The following is a 17587-nucleotide window of genomic DNA, read 5'->3' as shown; positions in this document are numbered from 1 at the left end:
TGAGCTCAGTCTTTCTTGTATTCGGTCGCATAGTGTAGCGGTTGCAACACTGCTGTGGTTTTCGCAAATTGCAAATTATCTGAAGTCTCCACAGACCATCCCAAACCTATCGTTTTGACATATCCTTTGTAAATCTGTATCGCTTTGGAATTATCGAGAGCGGTCGTCATCTGGTCAGTTGGGCCAATTGCAGAAATTTTGTAGGGTGGGGAATATTTCTTTCCCTGTAGGAGCAAAACATTGCCTACGCAACGTACAGCAGTTGTTGGCAGCACGCGCTGACCTTGAATCTGCATAGATTCAGCGCCACCAGCCCACAGTGCATTAACAACACTCTCAATATCTTGTTGGTGCACTACGTAGTCGTTAATCGTTGCGGAAGACCCCGACTGATCAACCTGCTGCTCCCAGAGCGGGGAATCATCGAGCGTCACAGTCAATCCAGGACCTTCAACTGCGGGCAGCACCGTGCCGGAGCCTGCGTCTTCGGTATCACTGGTAGAGCTTGTAGAACTGGTGAGATCCTTAAGCGTATTGATTTGCTCACTGAGATTTGTAATCTGCGCACTGAGCTTGGTGACTAGCTGCTCTCGCTCTGCCACGAGTCCCGCCGTATCTGAAGTCACCGTCACGGTTCGGTTCACACGCAAGTTAGTAACCAGCAAAAAACCTGCTAATGCCATTATTAGGGCAACACAAAATAGTCCGGCCCTACTGTGCCGTGGTCTATGACGTTCGTTACGCCGAGTCATGAACACCCTTTCTCGACTACCGATGTGGTCGGTTTCGAGTCTAACCATTACTATGACTTATAGCCTATCGAAGGAGAACACACCCATGGCTGAGCAAGAGCTGCACGAAACCGACGCGCAAGCGCAGGAATCTAAGCAGGGCAACGAGTCCGGGGCAGATTTAGCAACCAAGTCATCGGAAAAATACGATACTGAGAGCGAAATCCAAGAAGACGCATCAACTGATGAAACATACGGCGTATCGATTGACAAGGTCGAAGCAGTATTAAATTCCACTGTTGACAAGTCTGCACTCACCCCACAGATGAAACGAATGATTCAGCGACAGGATGACAACACCAAACGTGTCGAAGAATCTATTAAAGGCACAAAAGCAAATCCTGGCTGGTTTGTTCCAGTATTTTGCGCTTTTATGATTTTGGGTCTGATTTGGTGTGCAACATACTACCTGACCGGAAAATACCCTATCCCCAACATCGACGCCTGGAACTTAGCAATCGGTTTCGGACTCGTCATGGTTGGTTTCATTATGACCATGTGGTGGAGATAACGTTGCCCACGATCGATGCACTATGCACAACGACAAGTTATCCCCAATGAAGTGGGTACTTATCCACATCGTTGTGCACAAAGTGTGGATAGATTACACGCGTGTAATTTAACTTTCGACCCCGTCGAATACCCCGAGGTCGAAAGTGTGCTAGAGCAACGATTGCAAGGGATTCTGGGTATTGCAGAGCAAGGCGATAGCTAGTAAGAGTGCCGCGACCACAGAACCATATATCCACATTCGTTGTGCAAAACTCCGCTTCCTCAGCGCAGGAACTCCCGAAACCAACAGCCAGGTCAACAAAGCTCCGGTAATGAATCCACCAACATGGGCTTGCCAGGCAATCCCCTTGATAACGAATGGCATCAAAAAGTTGATACCAATCCACACACTCATGGACCGAATATCAACTCCGATACGTCGAAACACGATGAGTACAGAGGCAAAAAGGCCAAACAACGCTCCAGAAGCACCATAAGACGCCGTTATCCAGCCTTGGTCATTGGCTGACAAGACACCCCAGACCATCATGCCAACACCTCCTCCGATGCCTGCTAAGAGGTATAACGCGAGAAAACGCCAATGCCCCATCATCTTTTCCAGTACAGGTCCGATAGACCAGAGAGTCAGCATGTTAAAGAGGATGTGCAAAAGATTCGTAGCATGGAGGAACATGGCCGAGAGGAAAATCCACGGGCGGGAAAAAGCGTAGACAGGAATGAACACTGTCTCACTGAGCACAGCATTGAAAACACTCGGCGCTAGCAAACTCAGCACAACTTCAACGAGCCAAACCAGTACACAAATGACGATAATTCCGCCAGTGATTACGGCTCCGCCATTGCGCCAAGATGAAGCAATTCGTCTGCGCGAAAACAGTGTTTTAAGCGATGGGCCCGAAGCAAAACCAAAACCACCACGATTGAAAGTGTTGTTCATGTCTTCCACTCTATCGAAGCTCGACAGTTGAATTCCGGAAATTAAGCTCGCTATCTGGAGATATTCAGGACTTTCCACAAGCAATTTACACGCAATCGCCACAAAATGAGAATTATGATAGTGAATAGCGGTGGCTTGGATGGGCAGGTCGCCTTAACACGGTGGAAGGAGCCAACATGAAGAACAAGTCTTCGAACGGCTGGAAGTTTTTCGCGTTGCTGTTCGGCGCGCTGCTTGCAGGAGTAGTTGGGCTGTATATTTACAAGCAACAGAACCCAGACTACGACCCTTGGGAAGAGCCTTGGGAGAACAGCTCGTCCCCTGTTGATTTAGGTATTGCCGAGAAGTCAGAAGCACAAAGCGATTCTGACGAGACCACGGATGAATCCGCTGAAGAAGCCACAGACGGAGAAGAGTCCGAAGCTGATAATGCAGCTGAAGAAAGCACTGACGAGAAGTAACTCTGAAAGCCTGCTTACGAAGGGCTAATAGTTTATAGCCCTCTTGCCGGTCAATAGTTTTATACGAAGCAGCTCTGCTGTTGAATATCGATGTATTGCATATTCAACAGCAGAGCTGCTTCGTATTGTTATAGCGTTCGTTGATGAAGAGCACTCCCCGAGCCTGCGGACAGCCAAGTGAGCTGTACGCAGGCTCAGTAGTTCAGCACTGGCTTAGCGAACTTGCGGCATGGGAGCAGTGTGCCAGATGCGATCGAGGTAATCCTTGATTGATCGGTCAGAGCTAAAGTAACCGCTGTTTGCCACATTGAGAATTGCGCTACGGTTCCACTTCTTCTGGTCGCGATATGCATCTTCAATCTCTTGCTGAATATCCATATAAGCGGTGAAATCAGCCATTGCCATGAAGTAGTCTTTCGTCAACCAGTCTGAAACAAGAGATGCGTAAACATCTCTATCACCATTCGAGAAGGTCCCGCCTGCGACCATATCAATAGCTTTCTTGAGTCTCGGATCTGCCTGAACATAAGACAGGGGGTTGTAGTGTTCCGCATAGAGACGATCTACATCCTCAACTTCAAGACCAAAGAGGAAGAAGTTGTCAGCTCCTACACGCTCACGAATTTCAACATTCGCACCATCCAAAGTGCCCACTGTCAAAGCGCCATTCAGTGCAAACTTCATATTGCCGGTGCCTGAGGCTTCCTTACCGGCCTGAGAAATCTGTTCATCCAAGTCAGTTGCGGGGATAAGATGTTCTGCCAACTCAATGTTGTAGTTCTCGGGGAAACGCACCTGGAGGCGGCCAGCAACATCAGGGTCCTGATCAATCACTCGTGCAACGTTATTAATAAGGCGGATAGTAAGTTTTGCCATTGCATAGCCAGGCGCTGCCTTCGCACCAAAGAACACAGTTCTAGGCAGCAAATTATCAGCTGTGCCGTCTTTAATTGCCGCGTACTGGGCTATGACTGCAAGAATTTTCAACGACTGACGCTTGTATTCGTGTAAACGCTTAACCATCGAGTCAAACATGGTATTTGGATCGACAGTGAAACCATATCGCGCAGCAGCAAAGTCGGCGAAGTCTCGTTTATTCGCTTTTTTCACCTCTGCAAAACGCTCAACGAAAGAGGCATCATCGGCCAGTGGTACAAGGCCCTGCAGCTGTTCCAGATCAGCCATCCAATTATCACTACCCAAACCTTCGGTAATGAGATCAGACAACCGTGGATTCGCTAAGCGTACAAAGCGTCGGGGTGTCACACCATTGGTCACATTAGTGAAACGCTCAGGGAACACATCGCTAAAATCTTTCAACGTAACATCGCGCAGCAGCTGAGAATGAAGCTCTGCAACACCGTTGACATGCGAACCACCGACTGTCGCTAAGAACGCCATACGTACTTGCGGATTGTCATCGCGAGTCAGGATACGCATACGGTCGATTGTCTCGCCCTCAACACCTTTCGTCTCCAAATCCTTCACGAATTGTGCATCGATACGATCAATAATCTGCAAATGTCTTGGTAGCAGCTCGCCTATCAACTCTGCAGACCACACCTCAAGCGCTTCGGGCAACAAGGTATGGCAGGTGTAATTAAAGGTCTTGGTAGTGATATCCCAGGCTGTATCCCAGTCATAGCCATACTCATCGAGAAGCACGCGCATCAATTCAGGGATGCCAATGACCGGATGGGTATCGTTTAACTGGAAGCAAATCTTTTGAGGGAAACTCCGCAGATCAGGATGATCCTGACCAGGATAAAACGTTGCAATGGCGTCGTGGATTGAGGCTGCGACGAAGAAATACTGCTGTTCCAAACGAAGGCGCTTGCCCTGTGGAGTGGAATCTTCTGGATACAGAATTTTGGTGATATTTTCGGCTTCAACCTGAGGTATCACAGCACCCATATAGTCTGAACGATTGAATGCTGCTAGATCAAATTCATCGTATGACCGTGATTCCCATAAACGCAAAGTGTTAACTCTGCCTGATTCATAGCCTGGAACCATATAGTCAACAGGTACCGCACGCACTGACCAAGCCGGCTTCCATACCTTGGCGCCATCCACATTCTCAACTTGTCCACCGAAGCCCACCTTCTGGGAGCGGTGATAATCAATATGGCCCCAAGGTTCTTCCTGTGTCAGCCAATAATCCGACTTTTCAACTTGTCGGCCCTCATCATCAAATTCTTGACGGAAAATGCCATAACGATAGCGAATTCCATAACCAAAGGCTGGCACACCTAACGATGCCAAAGAATCTACATAACATGCAGCGAGGCGTCCTAGACCGCCATTGCCTAGCCCAGGCTCTGGTTCAGCAGCTAGTATCTCGTCTTCAGAAAATCCGAGCTCCTTCGCAGCCTGGGAAAATTGCTCATTCAATCCAACATTCAGCAATGCATTTGACAGTTGCTTACCAATCAGAAACTCTGCGCTGAGATAACCAACAGCCTTTGTGCTGCCCTGCAACATATCTGCGCGAGTCTGCGACCAAGAGTCAACCAGATGATCACGCACCACACTTGCTACAGCGACATATATATCAGATGGCGAAGCAGTAGAAATATCAACTCCTTGCTGGTATTTCAATTTGTTCTGAATTTCGTAAGCAAACTCCGAACCCGATAGCGACGCTTTCGGTGCAGTAACTTCAGTCATGAAGAATCCTCTTTCCTGATCGAATCGTGCTTATCATTATGCCCGCTTTTATTAGCTAAGTCAGGCACGACAACATGAACATCAGGTTATCTTCAAACTGCTGCTTCTCAGCAGACCGTTCTCTATGACCAGCTTTCGAGCAAGAATAGGCTTATGAGTGTCATCAGAGAACAAGATATTGAAACTGGGAGGTTAGCCCTCGAACAGTGGAATAACCTTGCATTGGCCAACAAAGCAGCCGGTAACACAATCGATCATATTGATCTGCCTCGCCGAGACTATGCGATGGCTGTGCGATATTCTCTGTACCTGCTGTCATTACGCGCACCAGGGGGTGCCGTGGAAGTTCGTGTGGCACCTTGGTCAGCTGTCAAGATTCTCGACGGACCAAGCTCGGATCCACATAATCTCACGCCTCCCGACACCATCGAGTTAGATCCCGATGTCTGGCTGCGCGTCGCTTGCGGAATCACTAGCTGGGAATTTGAACGGCAAGCAGGCAGAATCACCGCTATCGGTGAGCGAGACGACCTCAGCCGCCTATTGCCATTGCTGTAAGTCTCAAAACGACAATAACTGCTCCATAAGTGCAATTCTGTGGCTAGCATTACTCTCAGCAACTGCACTTATGGAGCAGTTATCTCAATCTGCGTCTTTTTCAGTGGTCGTTTTACGCCTTGGAGCCGTCTTCTTGGCAGCAGAAGACCTCGTTGAAGAAGATACAGCTGTCTTCTTAGGAGTTGCAGTCTTGCTCGCTGCACTTTTGGCTGTGCTTCTCGCTTTGGCCTTCACCGTCGTCTTTGCAGAGCTAGTTGTTGACGACTTAGCAGCGGTTTTAGCAGCTGGCTTTCTCGTGGTGGTCTTTTTAGTGGCTGGCTTCTTCGCGGCAGCTGTTTTCTTCACAGTAACCTTCTGCGCAGCATTGACCCCAGGATCAGGGTTATCCAACCGAGCAGCACCTGCAGCAGCTCGCGCCGGCTTCGACTTAATGCTGCTGTCCTCACTGGAAGCAACAGAATCGTTCACTGTGGAGTTGACTTTATGCTTCTCCAACTTTGGTTTCAGCGCGCTAGGAACAGGTATCGGTATGTGACGACGTCGCGCTACCGGTGCTGAAGGAATTTCCGAAGCTGTAGCCTTTGCAGCCGCTTGAGCGGCCCATTTGGCATAGTCATCCAAATCATCGTCTGCTCCAGGAATCGAATTATCGGTTCCTTCTTGTGAGCTCACTGATTCGACTTGGCCGAACTCATCTCCCACAGTCGAAGATTCCTGTTCATCGGAAGCTTCTTGGCTGCTCAATTCTTTTGCGAGTTCGTCATAGTCGGTATCAGTTGTCAGATATTTGAGCTTACGGGCTATTTTCGTCTGTTTAGCCTTCTGACGTCCGCGGCCCATCTGACCCCCTTCGCCAGTCAAGTGCCCAAGCAATAGGCAATACGGTTCTAAATTTGCATCATATTAGAGGTTACCACCTGTTGTCTTGTCTGCTGAGACTTTTACGATAAAAGCAAGATTTCGACTCTTTATGCAGCTTTTTGCACACATACTCAAGGGATTACAGAATGACGGATGAACGGCAGCTGACAGCGGCAGGCAATGAAGTAAGCGCAAGCTTCCTTACAGCAAAAAAACTCTCCGACACCACCCTAAGCAAACTTGAACAAGCTCCCGGTAACTATACGATGCTTACCGGAGATCGACCGACCGGCAAATTGCACCTCGGGCACTACTTCGGTTCTTTGCTCGGCCGTGTGCAAATGCAAGAGCGTGGAGTGCACACCAATATCATCATCGCTGACTATCAAGTCATCACTGATCGAGATACTACGGCACATATTGGCGATAACGTGTTGAATCTAGTGCTCGACTATCTGGCTGCAGGCATTGACCCAACAAAAACCATGATCTACACGCATTCTGCAGTTCCTGCGGAAAATCAATTGTTGCTCCCCTTCTTGTCACTGGTGACTGAGGCCGAACTGCACCGCAATCCGACTGTGAAATCCGAGATGGAAGCTAGCGGTCACGCCCTCACAGGTTTGCTGCTCACATACCCTGTGCATCAGGCATGCGACATTTTGTTCTGCAAGGCAAACGTGGTGCCGATTGGTAAAGATAATCTGCCACACGTAGAAATCACACGCACCATCGCACGGCGTTTCAACGAACGTTACGCCCCCAAGCACCCCATCTTCCCTGAACCAGCGGCGATACTTTCTGATGCACCAGAGATTCCTGGTCTTGACGGTCGCAAAATGAGTAAATCTTATGGCAACTCCATCATGCTCGGGGCTGCTGCCGAGGAGACCACTAAGCTCATCAAAAAGTCTCCAACGGATTCCGAACGTCGAATCACTTTCGACCCCATCAACCGCCCACAAGTTTCTGCGTTGCTCACCACAGCAGGACTGGTCACCGGTCGTGATCCACAAGAAATCGCTGAGGAAATCGGCGAATCAGGTGCGGGCGCACTGAAGAAGTTTGTTACCAAAGCTGTCAATGAATTCCTAGCGCCACACCGCGAGCGCCGTGCTGAGCTGGCCAAAGACATGGATGCTGTGCGCGATGTGCTGCGTGATGGCAACGCACGTGCCAATGCCATTGCTGAAGAGACACTGGATGAGGTTCGTGCTGCGATGGGCATGAAGTACTGAGGCGAACGAAAGCACAGAGTTAAAATCTGTGATGAATACTATTCCACTTGTGTCAGAACCGGAACTGTGCATGGGAGCACGTTGCAGCCTTGTTTTGTGGCTGTTAGCGTGCCTTCATGCACAGTTCTAGGTTGATTTCTACGAAGAGCAATTACACGTCGTAACGCCACGATTTATCAGTGACTACACGTGCCATTGCGAGACCGACCGGTAAACAGATAATTACCATGAAGGCTCGGAAGGCCCAATCAAGGGCATTCAACGTTGAGAACTGCCCTAAATAGAACATTGCCCGATACATATACAGCCCTGGAACCATGATGACTATGGACGGAACAGTCAGGCAGATTCGAGGGTATCCCAAGTACGAGGGTAGCCAACCTTTGCGTACTGAAGAGCGCCAAGCTGTTGCCAACAGTCCTGCAGCGAAAGCACCAAAAAAGGCCGCGGCTTCAGGTGGCACATTCAGTAAATCTTGAATTTCGAGGCGCATGGTATCGGTAATCGCACCAATCATTGCTGCAACGAATGCCATGCGTTGAGGTGAGTTGAAGAGCACAGAGAATCCCCATACTCCGGCAAATGCAGCAGCAAATCTCAATAAACCATTAACCAAAGGATCAAGCCCCAAAGGTTCAAATCCTTGTGGATTAAGTGAAACCGCACGTGCAACAGCCCAGCCTGCAAAAGTCGCCATCAAGATAATTGACAGAGCATATGTCAAACGCTGCAATCCAGAGGGGAAATCGATTTTGGCAATATCTAAGCCACCGGTCACTAGTGGAAAGCCTGGAATAACAAACAACATAGCCCCGATATACGCGGTGTCATGAGCCAAAGCAATCGGATTGAATATCCCGATAAATCGCAACATACCTACACATGCCAAAGCTGCAACTGCCACTGATACAAAGGTGACAAAGAACTGATTGAGATGTTTGGCAAACATGAGTCTTCGCACAAAGTGCCCAATTCCAGCACCAACGAATGCTCCTGCCATGTCGAAAGGTCCCCCACCCAATAGGAACACGAAGGCGGCGCATGCCACTGCAGATCCGATTGCTGCAAACCATGCTGGATATAGGGGCTTACGTTTCTCGATCACGTCTAACCTTGCGTGAGCCTTTCGCACAGTCAGACCTTGGAACTTACCATCCTCGTCCTTCTTTTGGGAGATAACCTGCTTCACTCTGCCAAGTGCCCGTAACGCTGATAATGCTGCTGCAGGTGTGCCGAGCTTATTTACTAAAGCTTTCGAAATCGCTGCCTCATGATGATACACACTGCTGAGGCCGCAACTGACGCTAAACCAATCAGCAAAATGCTCTAAGAGCCAAATGCGTTCGGTATTGACACCGGTGGTGGGAAGGTCAACCACTTCGGTGATGCGATCTTTGCCGTCTGTGCAAGTGGCCTCGATATCAGTGAGATTGACATCTGCGCGCACATGAACTCCAAGAGGATACGCTATGCGATGCATCATCTCACGAACTCTAAAACTGCCCGTTCCAGACGATAAATCCAGTGCACCCACACGTACAATAAGGCTAGCTTTCGCTGCAATACCGGCCTCTGTGACTGGTTTATCTAAATCCCTGACGATATCTTCCATATCGAGTGGAATTGAGTGAGTGTGAAAAGCGGAGATCTTCTCTTGGCTAGACTCACTCTCCTCAGTAGCGCGTTGCGCCTGATGACTGTTATCTCTGAAACGTTTTGCGAAGCCCACGACTTCTTTTCTACTCCACACCCTGCACCGAAACGTAACTGAAGGCTTTCTATTCCATCCATTTGGCAACATACGTCGGCTATTTCACAGACCGCGGATGGACCCGTGTAATACAACTGCCCATAAGAGGACTTACAATGTTGCACGCAAGCGCTGAACAGAAGGCTGTGGGCTTGGAACGATCAGCTATACACAACCGCGGAGGAGCCGCGGAAAGCTGGTAGATCGAGCAACCGGACGTTTGGCAAAGGAGGCCACATGGCAGATAATACCGACCAGATCAAAGCTGCAGATGCCGGAATAGTGAGTTCCGGCACAGGGACCAAAGGTCCCGAGGAGCGTGATCTTCCAGAATCACTGAAGTATGACATGGACTTGTGCCTACGTATACTTCGCGACGTTTTAGGAGAATTTAATCCGCAACTGTTGGAATCATTCGATGAGCTTCGGCAGAATGCAGTTGAGGCGAGTGCAGAACATTTTAGCGACGTACTCACTGACCCGCATCCCGATGAGGACGGACTTGCAAAAGCCGTTTCCCTTATTGATGAAATTCCGATGCACGATTCTCAGCTCTTAGCTCGAGCATTCACCACATACTTCCACCTCGCTAATTTGTGTGAAGAAAATTACCGTGTGGCAGCTCTGCATAAGCGAGAGGCTGCAGTCGACCTTAATGGCGCAACAGACCCTGTGAACGAGATGACCGGCGCATTTCATCAACTGATTGATGAAATGGGACCTGCTAAAGCACAGGAGCTGCTCGAAAAGCTTGAATTCCATCCAGTATTCACCGCTCATCCAACTGAAGCTCGCCGCAAGGCTGTTGAAGGAAAAATCAGAAGAGTGGCTGAGCTGTTGGAGGAACGCCCCAAGCTTGGCGGTTCGGATTTGGAAGAGAATGAGCGTCGTCTGTATAACGAAATCGATGCCTTGTTCCGCACCTCCCCAATCGGTCTTAAAAAACCGACACCAGTCGAGGAATCAGACACCATTATCGATATCTTCGATAACACTCTTTTCGATACCATTCCCAAGGTGTATCGCCGTTTTGATGACTGGATTCTGGGCAAGAAAGCAGGAAGAGTCCAGCCGGTTTGCCCAGCCTTCTTCCACCCCGGAAGCTGGATTGGTTCCGATCGAGATGGCAATCCGAATGTGACCGCCAAGGTCAGCCGTATGGTTGCCCGTAAATTCACCGACCATGTGCTCTTCAAGTTAGAGCAAGCCACTAGAACTGTGGGCAAGAACCTCACTGTGGAGAGTGAAACTACTCCTCCAAGTGCAGAGCTACTCAATCTGTGGAGTCATCAGAAAGAGATGAGCGAGCGACTGACTGATAAAGCTTCAGTTATTTCCAGACGCGAACCGCACCGCTCTGTAGTTCTCGTTATTGCAGACCGCCTGCACGCTTCTATCCTGCGTGATGCCGATTTGATGTATAAGAGCTGTGATGAATTCATAGAAGACCTCAAGGTTGTTCAACGTTCACTAGCTGAAGCCAATGCATCCCGTCACGCTTATGGGCCATTACAAGACTTAATCTGGCAAGCTCAAACCTTTGGCTTCCACATGGTTGAGATGGAATTCCGTCAACACTCTGTTGTGCATGCCCGCGCTCTTGAAGATATCCGTGAGCATGGTTTGCACGGCGAACGTGGCGATCTCCAACCAATGACCCATGAGGTGCTAGACACGTTCCGCGCTCTAGGCTCGATTCAGCGCCGCAATGGCATCAAAGCTGCAAGGCGATACATCATTTCCTTCACGAAGTCAGCTCAGCATGTCAAAGACGTATTCGAGCTGAATCGCTTAGCATTCGCTCATCCTCAGGACGTTCCCACCATCGATGTAATTCCTCTCTTCGAGCAACTTGAAGACTTGGAGAATTCCGTCGATACTCTCGAAGAGATTATCAAGATTCCAGAGGTTCAGGCACGTCTAAAAGCCACTGGCAACAAGATGGAAGTTATGCTTGGCTACTCCGATTCTTCGAAGGATGCCGGTCCAACCTCTGCTACCTTGGCCTTGCACTCCGCTCAGGAACGAATAGCGCAATGGGCTTTGCAGCACAACATTGATCTGACGCTTTTCCACGGTCGTGGCGGAGCAGTTGGACGCGGCGGTGGCCCTGCCAACCGCGCTGTGTTGGCTCAGCCTGTCGGTTCAGTGAATTGCCGATTTAAGCTCACTGAACAGGGCGAGGTTATCTTCGCTCGTTACGGCAACCCGATTCTGGCTATCCGCCATATTGAATCTGTTGCTGCAGCAACGTTGTTGCAATCTGCCCCGAGCGTCGAAAAGCGTAATACTGAGATGACGCGCAAGTACGCAACGATGGCAGCAGCGCTCAATGAGGCTTCGCATAACCGCTTCCTTGACTTGCTAGGAACGCCGGACTTTGCACCGTGGTTCTCTATTGTGACGCCTCTTACCGAGGTCGGTTTGCTACCGATAGGTTCCAGACCTGCCAAACGCGGTATTGGAGCTAAATCCTTGGACGATTTGCGAACAATCCCATGGGTCTTCTCTTGGGCTCAAGCACGTATCAACCTTGCCGCTTGGTACGGTCTTGGCACTGCTTGTGAACAGTTCAATGATCTCAACACCATGCGTCAGGCATATGAAGAGTGGCCACTGTTCAGCACCTTCATAGACAATATCGAGATGTCCATCGCTAAAACCGATGAACGTATTGCCAAGATGTACCTTGCTCTTGGCGACCGCGACGATTTGTCGAAGAAGGTTCTCGACGAAATGGAGCTTACTCGTAAATGGGTGCTCAAGATTGTCGGAGACAAATGGCCATTGCAACATCGTCATGTGCTTGGTCAGGCCATTCGTATTCGTTCTCCTTACGTGGATGCGCTATCAGTTACCCAAGTTCGGGCGCTCCGCTCTTTGCGCCGTCGCTACGACAAAGAAGAACTCAGTACCAGCCAGCAAGCTGAGTTTATCTATCTGATTCTCTGCACTGTTTCAGGAGTTGCCGCAGGCCTTCAGAACACCGGATGATTTGGGTCCCGGACTTTACAAAACGATAACTGCGATAAAAGTTGGGATATTCGACGTATTTTCAGCAAATTATCTCGACTTTTATCGCAGTTATCTCCCAACACCAGCAGGCTGTTGCAGATTGAGTTCCTCAGCCATACCCAGAAAGTATTAATCACGCGGTTCTTGAAGCCGTGATTGCCAATTTGAACCTTATTACGACGTGGAAGAACTGCGTCTCTTCCATACTGGAGAGACGCATGATCCTCTGGTGCGTCAATATTTCACCATTCTGCAGCACAGCGACGGTCTGATCTTCATCAATAAGATATTAAAACAAATCGGCGTCAGGCGAGGCACATGGATTAATCTCGGTGGCATTAGCAATTCGTCAAACCAGAAATGACTGAGGCATCTCGACCGTATCCAATCCATGCGTTTTACGTTCTAGATAAGATGAGCTCGCTCTCACCCCGCACCAGAAATTTGATGCTGAATACTGAGTTGCGACGCTTAGCTGTGACACTCGGATTGACATTGACATTGACGTTGCGTCAACTTGTATCTTGAAAACATGAAGCAATCAAGTACACCGGAAATCGACCGGTCAATATATATAATGCCCATGTTCGTCACCTTTCCGACCAGTGACTTTGCTCTGGCGCAACAGATTTATGGCGCCGCAGGCTTTGTGACACTTGCTACTATCCCAGGTCCAGACGGTGCCCCTTCGCTGATACATCTGCGCCGCGAACAATATCAGGACATTCTGCTGGTTCCTCGGAACAGCGAAACACCACAAGGATATAGGGTGTCCATTGCTGCGAAGGGTGTAGATTTCAATGTCATTGCCGCGAAATTGAAAGCTCTTGAAGTAGATCTCAGCGGCCCGAGTGATACCCCATGGTTCACCACCGATTTGTCCTTCACCGATCCAGATGGCAACACCGTGACTTTGACTTCACCCCGTGCATCCGAATATCAGGAGGCCACAGAGTGGGTAGACGAACACATCTCAGGAAACTTCGAAACAGGCGTTGAACCGCGAATTAGCTCAACAATCACTGTGGATGAAAGGAAGAGAGCTGAGTGATGGATATAACGGAACAATGGTCCATCGCCGAAGTATCTAAGTCGGTAGGAGTGACCAGCAGAACACTGCGATACTACGAAAGCATCGCTTTGCTACAGCCCTCTCACATTGGTGCCAATGGTCTGCGCTTCTACGGAGTCGCTGAACTGGCCCGTCTAGAATCCTATCCCTTCGCGAGCTGGGCTTATCTTTGGATGCTATCAAGGCGACCCTTAATGATGAGTTGACACTTGAGGACGCGATTCGGGCACATCTGGCATTGCTCGAGGAAGACCAGCAACGCATCACACGATGTATTAACGCAGCCAAGCACACACTGACCTCAATGAGGAATGGAGAGACCATGAGTGTGAAGGAACTATTTGCGGCATTCGATCCTAACAAGCACGAGCGGGAAGTCAGACAGCGCTGGGGTGATGATGCATGGGAGCATAGCGTCGCTGGCGATGAGTCGTTAAGCGAGAGCGAGAAAAACGCTAGGCACCAGCATGATGTGCGCATCAACCAAGCTTTGCGCAACGCTGCAGAATCTGGTATTACCCCAGATACGGAAGCATTTCAACAACTTATCGCGGAACATTACCTCTGGGTGAAAGATTATTGGGGAGGCCGCGCGCCCACATCCGATGAGTATCGAGGCCTTGCAGAACTCTATGTCGCAGACCCGAGGTTTTCCGATGTCTACGGCGGGCAAACAAATGCGAAAACCCTTCGCACCGCAATGGTCCTATGGGCTCAGAGTCATCTCACCTGAACACCCAACATAAATTTGACGCACCACACCGGATACTGCGTAGGATGAGATGACGTTCGAACACAGGAGGACAGTCGTGCGCTCTTTCAAATCGGTGCCCAAAGCCAACCGGGGCGATCGCGTTGCGGTCATATCACCAGCATTCGCCGCCCCAGCCGTTTCACCCTCCGTGCATGAGCAGGCCTTACGTCGACTTTCCGAGTCAACCGGTCTGATTCCGGTGGAATATCCCACCACACGACAGCTTGGTGCCAGCGCGGAAGCGCGTGCCGCCGATATCGAAGCGGCATTCGCGGACCCAGATATTCGCGCGGTGATGGCTACTATCGGCGGCGATGACCAGATTACCGTCATTCCGCACATTGACCCCTCCGTCATAGCTGCCAATCCAAAACCCTTCTTCGGTTACAGCGACAACACCAATCTCCATAACCTGCTTTGGAATTTGGGAGTCCCAAGTTTCTATGGCGGTTCGACTCAGGTGCATCTTGGCGCCGGGCCACGAGTGGATGACATTCATCTGCGCTCCTTGCGAGCCGCGCTCATCGAGGGCGGCAGCATCGAACTCACCCAAACGGCTGAATCCGAGGATTTCGGGATCGCGTGGGAGGATCCAAGAGCGCTAACTGAATTCGGCAGTCGCGAAGCCACTGAGCCGTGGGATTGGGCCGGCCCACAGAAGACCGTCACAGCTCGCACTTGGGGCGGCTGCATCGAGGTGATAGATGAGATCGCGATGGCCGGGCGAATGCCTTCGCTCACCGATCTTGAAGGAGTGATCCTTCTGCTGGAAAGCAGCGAAGAGCTACCCTCCGCCTTAGCGGTGAAACGTTGGATTCGATCCCTTGGCGAACGCGGTCTGCTTCAAGCGGCTGCTGGTGTTCTCGTAGCTCGGCCACCGGTTAGCGAGTTATCCGTACCGGTGCCCTCAACCGAGGAACGGGCAGCCTTGCGTCACGCGCAGCGCGACGCGATCATCGGTCAAATTGCCTTGTATAACTCCCAAGCCGTGGTGTGCGTCGGAGTGCCATTCGGTCACACCCGACCGCAGTGGATTATCCCTCACGGTGGGATCATGACGCTCGACGGTGCGAACCGGACCGTGATCGCCGATTACGACGCATAAGACGGTATCACCTCCTTCATGCCCGAAGGCTTTTGAAGAGCAACATGCGGTTTATATTGGTCATGGTGTATAAATATCTAAGCGAGGCAGATGGCCATGTTCTGCGATGGAGCTGAATGTGGCCACCTGCTTCGTACACACACATTCATCTCGACAGGAGTTCCTTCGCGCCGTGACCGTCTCTGATACGATGAAGCCCCCTACCGAGGCTGCAGACAACAAAACACGCCGAAGCAAACATTGCAAATGTTATCTATCTCATAATCATCCTTTGCATTTCAACAGACTTTACGAAGGAATGATGTTACTTTGAACAGGCAGAGGACCACAGTCGCCGTGATTCCCATGTGCACAACCCTCTGCGGAGAGGGAAAACCCGAATGACATTGTTGCCGGATAATCGCTGGGTTCGTGCCGTCGCACCCGCATTGCTGCTCCACATTTCCATAGGTACCGTCTATTGCTGGAGTGTCTTCAAACAGTCCATAGCAGATGAACTTCACGTCTCCTCCGGAAGCATCGAGTGGGGATTCTCGTTGGCGATCTTCTTCCTGGGCATGTCCGCAGCGTTCCTGGGCCCCATGGTCGAACGCGACATCAAGAAATCCGCGCTGATCTCCACCATCTGCTTCGTCATCGGTTTCGCAGGAACCGGTGTCAGCATCGCCCTGCACTTCGTGCCGGGAGTATTCATCTTCTACGGTGTGGTCATGGGCATCGGTCTCGGCATCGGATATCTGACCCCTGTGAAGAACCTCATGCTGTGGTTCTCAAGCAACAAAGGCATGGCCACCGGCATCGCGGTCGCCGGATTCGGCCTGGCCAAAGCCATCGCCAGCCCCATCATGGAATTCCTGATCGAATCCGTCGGGCTGGTCAACATGTTCTACATACTCGCGATCGTGTATGCCATCATGATGCTCGGCGGGTTTGCACTCATCAAACGCCCGCAGGGTTACGTCTATGAGAAGCCGTCCTCGGCCGCAAGCCGACGAGTGCTGCTGAAAAAGCCGCTGTTCTGGGGAATCTGGATCGCCTTCTATCTCAACATCACCTGCGGTCTTGCACTGATCTCGCAGGAGAAGGATATTCTGAAGGACCTGCTGCACCAGTTGCCCCAGTACGCGGGCATGTCGGCAAGCCAGTTCTCGCTCGCCATCACCGGCATCATCGGTACGGTTCTGGCAATCGACGCGATATTCAACGCCGTGGGACGCTTAGGCTTCGCTACGCTCTCCGATCATATGAAGCGTCGCGAGAGCAGTTACAAGATCATCTTCATCATGTCGATCGCGGTGTGCGCACTGCAGCTGGTCACCAACAGCATCGACAATGCCTTGCTCTGGGCGGTGCTGGCCATGCTGTTCCTGGTCAATGCCGGGTACGGCGGCGGTTTCTCCACCCTGCCGGTGTTGTTGGACCAGCATTTCGGCATCAAGGCGGTCTCCACCACCCACGGGCTGACATTGAGCGCCTGGGCATTCGCCGGACTGTCGGGAAACCAGCTGGCGTCTTTCGTGGTGTCCCATACATCGGACCAGGCTCACCGCTATGCGGCGGTCATTCCGGTAATCACCGTGCTCTATGCGGTCGCGCTGCTGTCCATATGGCTGGTTTCCCGAGCCAAAGTGCCTCAGAAGACGGTCGCATAGCGGTTAGCGAGGCGGTCTACTTTCCAATCCCTACACAAACGAAGCGCCTACGGAAAAGCCAATTAAAGCGACGCCCTGAAATCGTTGCCATTGTTGACATTGCGGGCTTCCCGTGGAATGTCCAAGAAATCTGTCAACCGGTTGTGTAGGGATTGCAATATATACAGTGCCTGTGTCGGCGCCGTGAGCATATCACGGCGCCGACACAGG

14 protein-coding genes and 1 pseudogene are annotated in these 17587 nt (G+C 50.7%); 10 read left to right on the top strand and 5 right to left on the bottom strand.

The features are described from left to right. Window positions 1-5: 5 nt before the first annotated feature. Window positions 6-752 (bottom strand): DUF881 domain-containing protein, encoded by a 747-nt coding sequence (locus LKI20_RS01525; protein WP_291768909.1) that lies wholly within the window; start codon window positions 750-752, stop codon window positions 6-8. A gap of 85 nt (window positions 753-837) precedes the next feature. Between LKI20_RS01525 and crgA the strand changes: the two genes are divergently transcribed. Further along, window positions 838-1302, top strand: coding sequence for a cell division protein CrgA (gene crgA / locus LKI20_RS01520; RefSeq protein ID WP_291768906.1), 465 nt, complete (start codon window positions 838-840; stop codon window positions 1300-1302). Between the two features lie 150 nt (window positions 1303-1452). On the opposite strand, the gene LKI20_RS01515 is transcribed toward crgA, so the two are convergent. Continuing rightward, window positions 1453-2241, bottom strand: a complete 789-nt coding sequence (locus LKI20_RS01515; RefSeq protein WP_291768902.1) for a rhomboid family intramembrane serine protease — start codon at window positions 2239-2241, stop codon at window positions 1453-1455. Between the two features lie 176 nt (window positions 2242-2417). On the opposite strand from LKI20_RS01515, the gene LKI20_RS01510 reads away from it, so the two are divergent. Continuing rightward, window positions 2418-2702 carry a hypothetical protein gene (locus tag LKI20_RS01510; RefSeq protein ID WP_291768900.1) on the top strand — a complete coding sequence of 95 codons (285 nt, stop codon included), beginning with the start codon at window positions 2418-2420 and terminating at the stop codon, window positions 2700-2702. 213 nt (window positions 2703-2915) lie between these two features. Here the strand turns inward: LKI20_RS01510 and LKI20_RS01505 are convergent, their stop codons facing one another. Further along, a complete protein-coding gene (locus tag LKI20_RS01505; protein ID WP_291768897.1) occupies window positions 2916-5372 on the bottom strand; it encodes a glycogen/starch/alpha-glucan phosphorylase in 2457 nt (818 codons plus the stop codon). 153 nt (window positions 5373-5525) lie between these two features. On the opposite strand from LKI20_RS01505, the gene LKI20_RS01500 reads away from it, so the two are divergent. Beyond that, a complete protein-coding gene (locus tag LKI20_RS01500; RefSeq protein ID WP_291768894.1) occupies window positions 5526-5930 on the top strand; it encodes a sterol carrier family protein in 405 nt (134 codons plus the stop codon). 495 nt (window positions 5931-6425) lie between these two features. On the opposite strand, the pseudogene LKI20_RS01495 reads toward LKI20_RS01500, so the two are convergent. After that, a pseudogene (locus LKI20_RS01495) lies at window positions 6426-6770 on the bottom strand (DUF3073 domain-containing protein); the annotation flags it as partial. Window positions 6771-6937: 167 nt separating this feature from the next. Here LKI20_RS01495 and trpS point away from each other — a divergent pair. After that, window positions 6938-8029 carry a tryptophan--tRNA ligase gene (gene trpS, locus LKI20_RS01490; RefSeq protein ID WP_291768892.1) on the top strand — a complete coding sequence of 364 codons (1092 nt, stop codon included), beginning with the start codon at window positions 6938-6940 and terminating at the stop codon, window positions 8027-8029. A 151-nt stretch (window positions 8030-8180) separates the two neighbouring features. On the opposite strand, the gene LKI20_RS01485 is transcribed toward trpS, so the two are convergent. Beyond that, window positions 8181-9677 carry a threonine/serine ThrE exporter family protein gene (locus LKI20_RS01485; RefSeq protein WP_291773296.1) on the bottom strand — a complete coding sequence of 499 codons (1497 nt, stop codon included), beginning with the start codon at window positions 9675-9677 and terminating at the stop codon, window positions 8181-8183. 339 nt (window positions 9678-10016) lie between these two features. On the opposite strand from LKI20_RS01485, the gene LKI20_RS01480 reads away from it, so the two are divergent. The 6 genes from LKI20_RS01480 (at window position 10017) to LKI20_RS01455 (ending at window position 17377) form a co-directional block, all read left to right on the top strand. Further along, window positions 10017-12773, top strand: a complete 2757-nt coding sequence (locus tag LKI20_RS01480) for a phosphoenolpyruvate carboxylase (protein ID WP_291768889.1) — start codon at window positions 10017-10019, stop codon at window positions 12771-12773. 604 nt (window positions 12774-13377) lie between these two features. Further along, entirely contained in the window at window positions 13378-13845 is a 468-nt protein-coding gene (locus LKI20_RS01475; RefSeq protein WP_291768887.1) for a VOC family protein, read from the top strand. Then, the gene (locus LKI20_RS01470) at window positions 13845-14072 is read left to right on the top strand and encodes a MerR family DNA-binding transcriptional regulator (RefSeq protein WP_291768884.1); all 228 of its coding nucleotides are present in this window, start codon (window positions 13845-13847) and stop codon (window positions 14070-14072) included. Before LKI20_RS01475 ends, LKI20_RS01470 begins: the two co-directional genes overlap by 1 nt. 116 nt (window positions 14073-14188) lie before the next feature. Next, window positions 14189-14599, top strand: a complete 411-nt coding sequence (locus tag LKI20_RS01465; RefSeq protein WP_291768881.1) for a TipAS antibiotic-recognition domain-containing protein — start codon at window positions 14189-14191, stop codon at window positions 14597-14599. Window positions 14600-14648: 49 nt separating this feature from the next. Next, entirely contained in the window at window positions 14649-15725 is a 1077-nt protein-coding gene (locus tag LKI20_RS01460; RefSeq protein ID WP_291768878.1) for a S66 family peptidase, read from the top strand. Window positions 15726-16105: 380 nt separating this feature from the next. Then, the gene (locus LKI20_RS01455) at window positions 16106-17377 is read left to right on the top strand and encodes an OFA family MFS transporter (protein ID WP_291768875.1); all 1272 of its coding nucleotides are present in this window, start codon (window positions 16106-16108) and stop codon (window positions 17375-17377) included. The last annotated feature ends 210 nt before the right edge of the window (window positions 17378-17587 follow it).

The sequence above is a fragment of the Bifidobacterium sp. genome, from assembly GCF_022647885.1.
Classification (GTDB): Bacteria; Actinomycetota; Actinomycetes; order Actinomycetales; family Bifidobacteriaceae; genus Bombiscardovia.
Note: the sequence above shows the minus strand (reverse complement) of the source record. Positions and strands in the feature narration are given on the sequence as shown.

What these genes read in the sequence shown, in the direction of transcription:
- LKI20_RS01470 (WP_291768884.1), top strand. Translation starts at nt 13,845, where the DNA reads ATGGATATAACGGAACAATGGTCCATCGCCGAAGTATCTAAGTCGGTA.
- LKI20_RS01475 (WP_291768887.1), top strand. Translation starts at nt 13,378, where the DNA reads ATGTTCGTCACCTTTCCGACCAGTGACTTTGCTCTGGCGCAACAGATT.
- crgA (WP_291768906.1), top strand. Translation starts at nt 838, where the DNA reads ATGGCTGAGCAAGAGCTGCACGAAACCGACGCGCAAGCGCAGGAATCT.
- LKI20_RS01525 (WP_291768909.1), bottom strand. Translation starts at nt 752, where the DNA reads ATGACTCGGCGTAACGAACGTCATAGACCACGGCACAGTAGGGCCGGA.
- LKI20_RS01460 (WP_291768878.1), top strand. Translation starts at nt 14,649, where the DNA reads ATGACGTTCGAACACAGGAGGACAGTCGTGCGCTCTTTCAAATCGGTG.
- LKI20_RS01505 (WP_291768897.1), bottom strand. Translation starts at nt 5,372, where the DNA reads ATGACTGAAGTTACTGCACCGAAAGCGTCGCTATCGGGTTCGGAGTTT.
- LKI20_RS01500 (WP_291768894.1), top strand. Translation starts at nt 5,526, where the DNA reads ATGAGTGTCATCAGAGAACAAGATATTGAAACTGGGAGGTTAGCCCTC.
- trpS (WP_291768892.1), top strand. Translation starts at nt 6,938, where the DNA reads ATGACGGATGAACGGCAGCTGACAGCGGCAGGCAATGAAGTAAGCGCA.
- LKI20_RS01515 (WP_291768902.1), bottom strand. Translation starts at nt 2,241, where the DNA reads ATGAACAACACTTTCAATCGTGGTGGTTTTGGTTTTGCTTCGGGCCCA.
- LKI20_RS01455 (WP_291768875.1), top strand. Translation starts at nt 16,106, where the DNA reads ATGACATTGTTGCCGGATAATCGCTGGGTTCGTGCCGTCGCACCCGCA.
- LKI20_RS01510 (WP_291768900.1), top strand. Translation starts at nt 2,418, where the DNA reads ATGAAGAACAAGTCTTCGAACGGCTGGAAGTTTTTCGCGTTGCTGTTC.
- LKI20_RS01465 (WP_291768881.1), top strand. Translation starts at nt 14,189, where the DNA reads ATGAGTGTGAAGGAACTATTTGCGGCATTCGATCCTAACAAGCACGAG.
- LKI20_RS01480 (WP_291768889.1), top strand. Translation starts at nt 10,017, where the DNA reads ATGGCAGATAATACCGACCAGATCAAAGCTGCAGATGCCGGAATAGTG.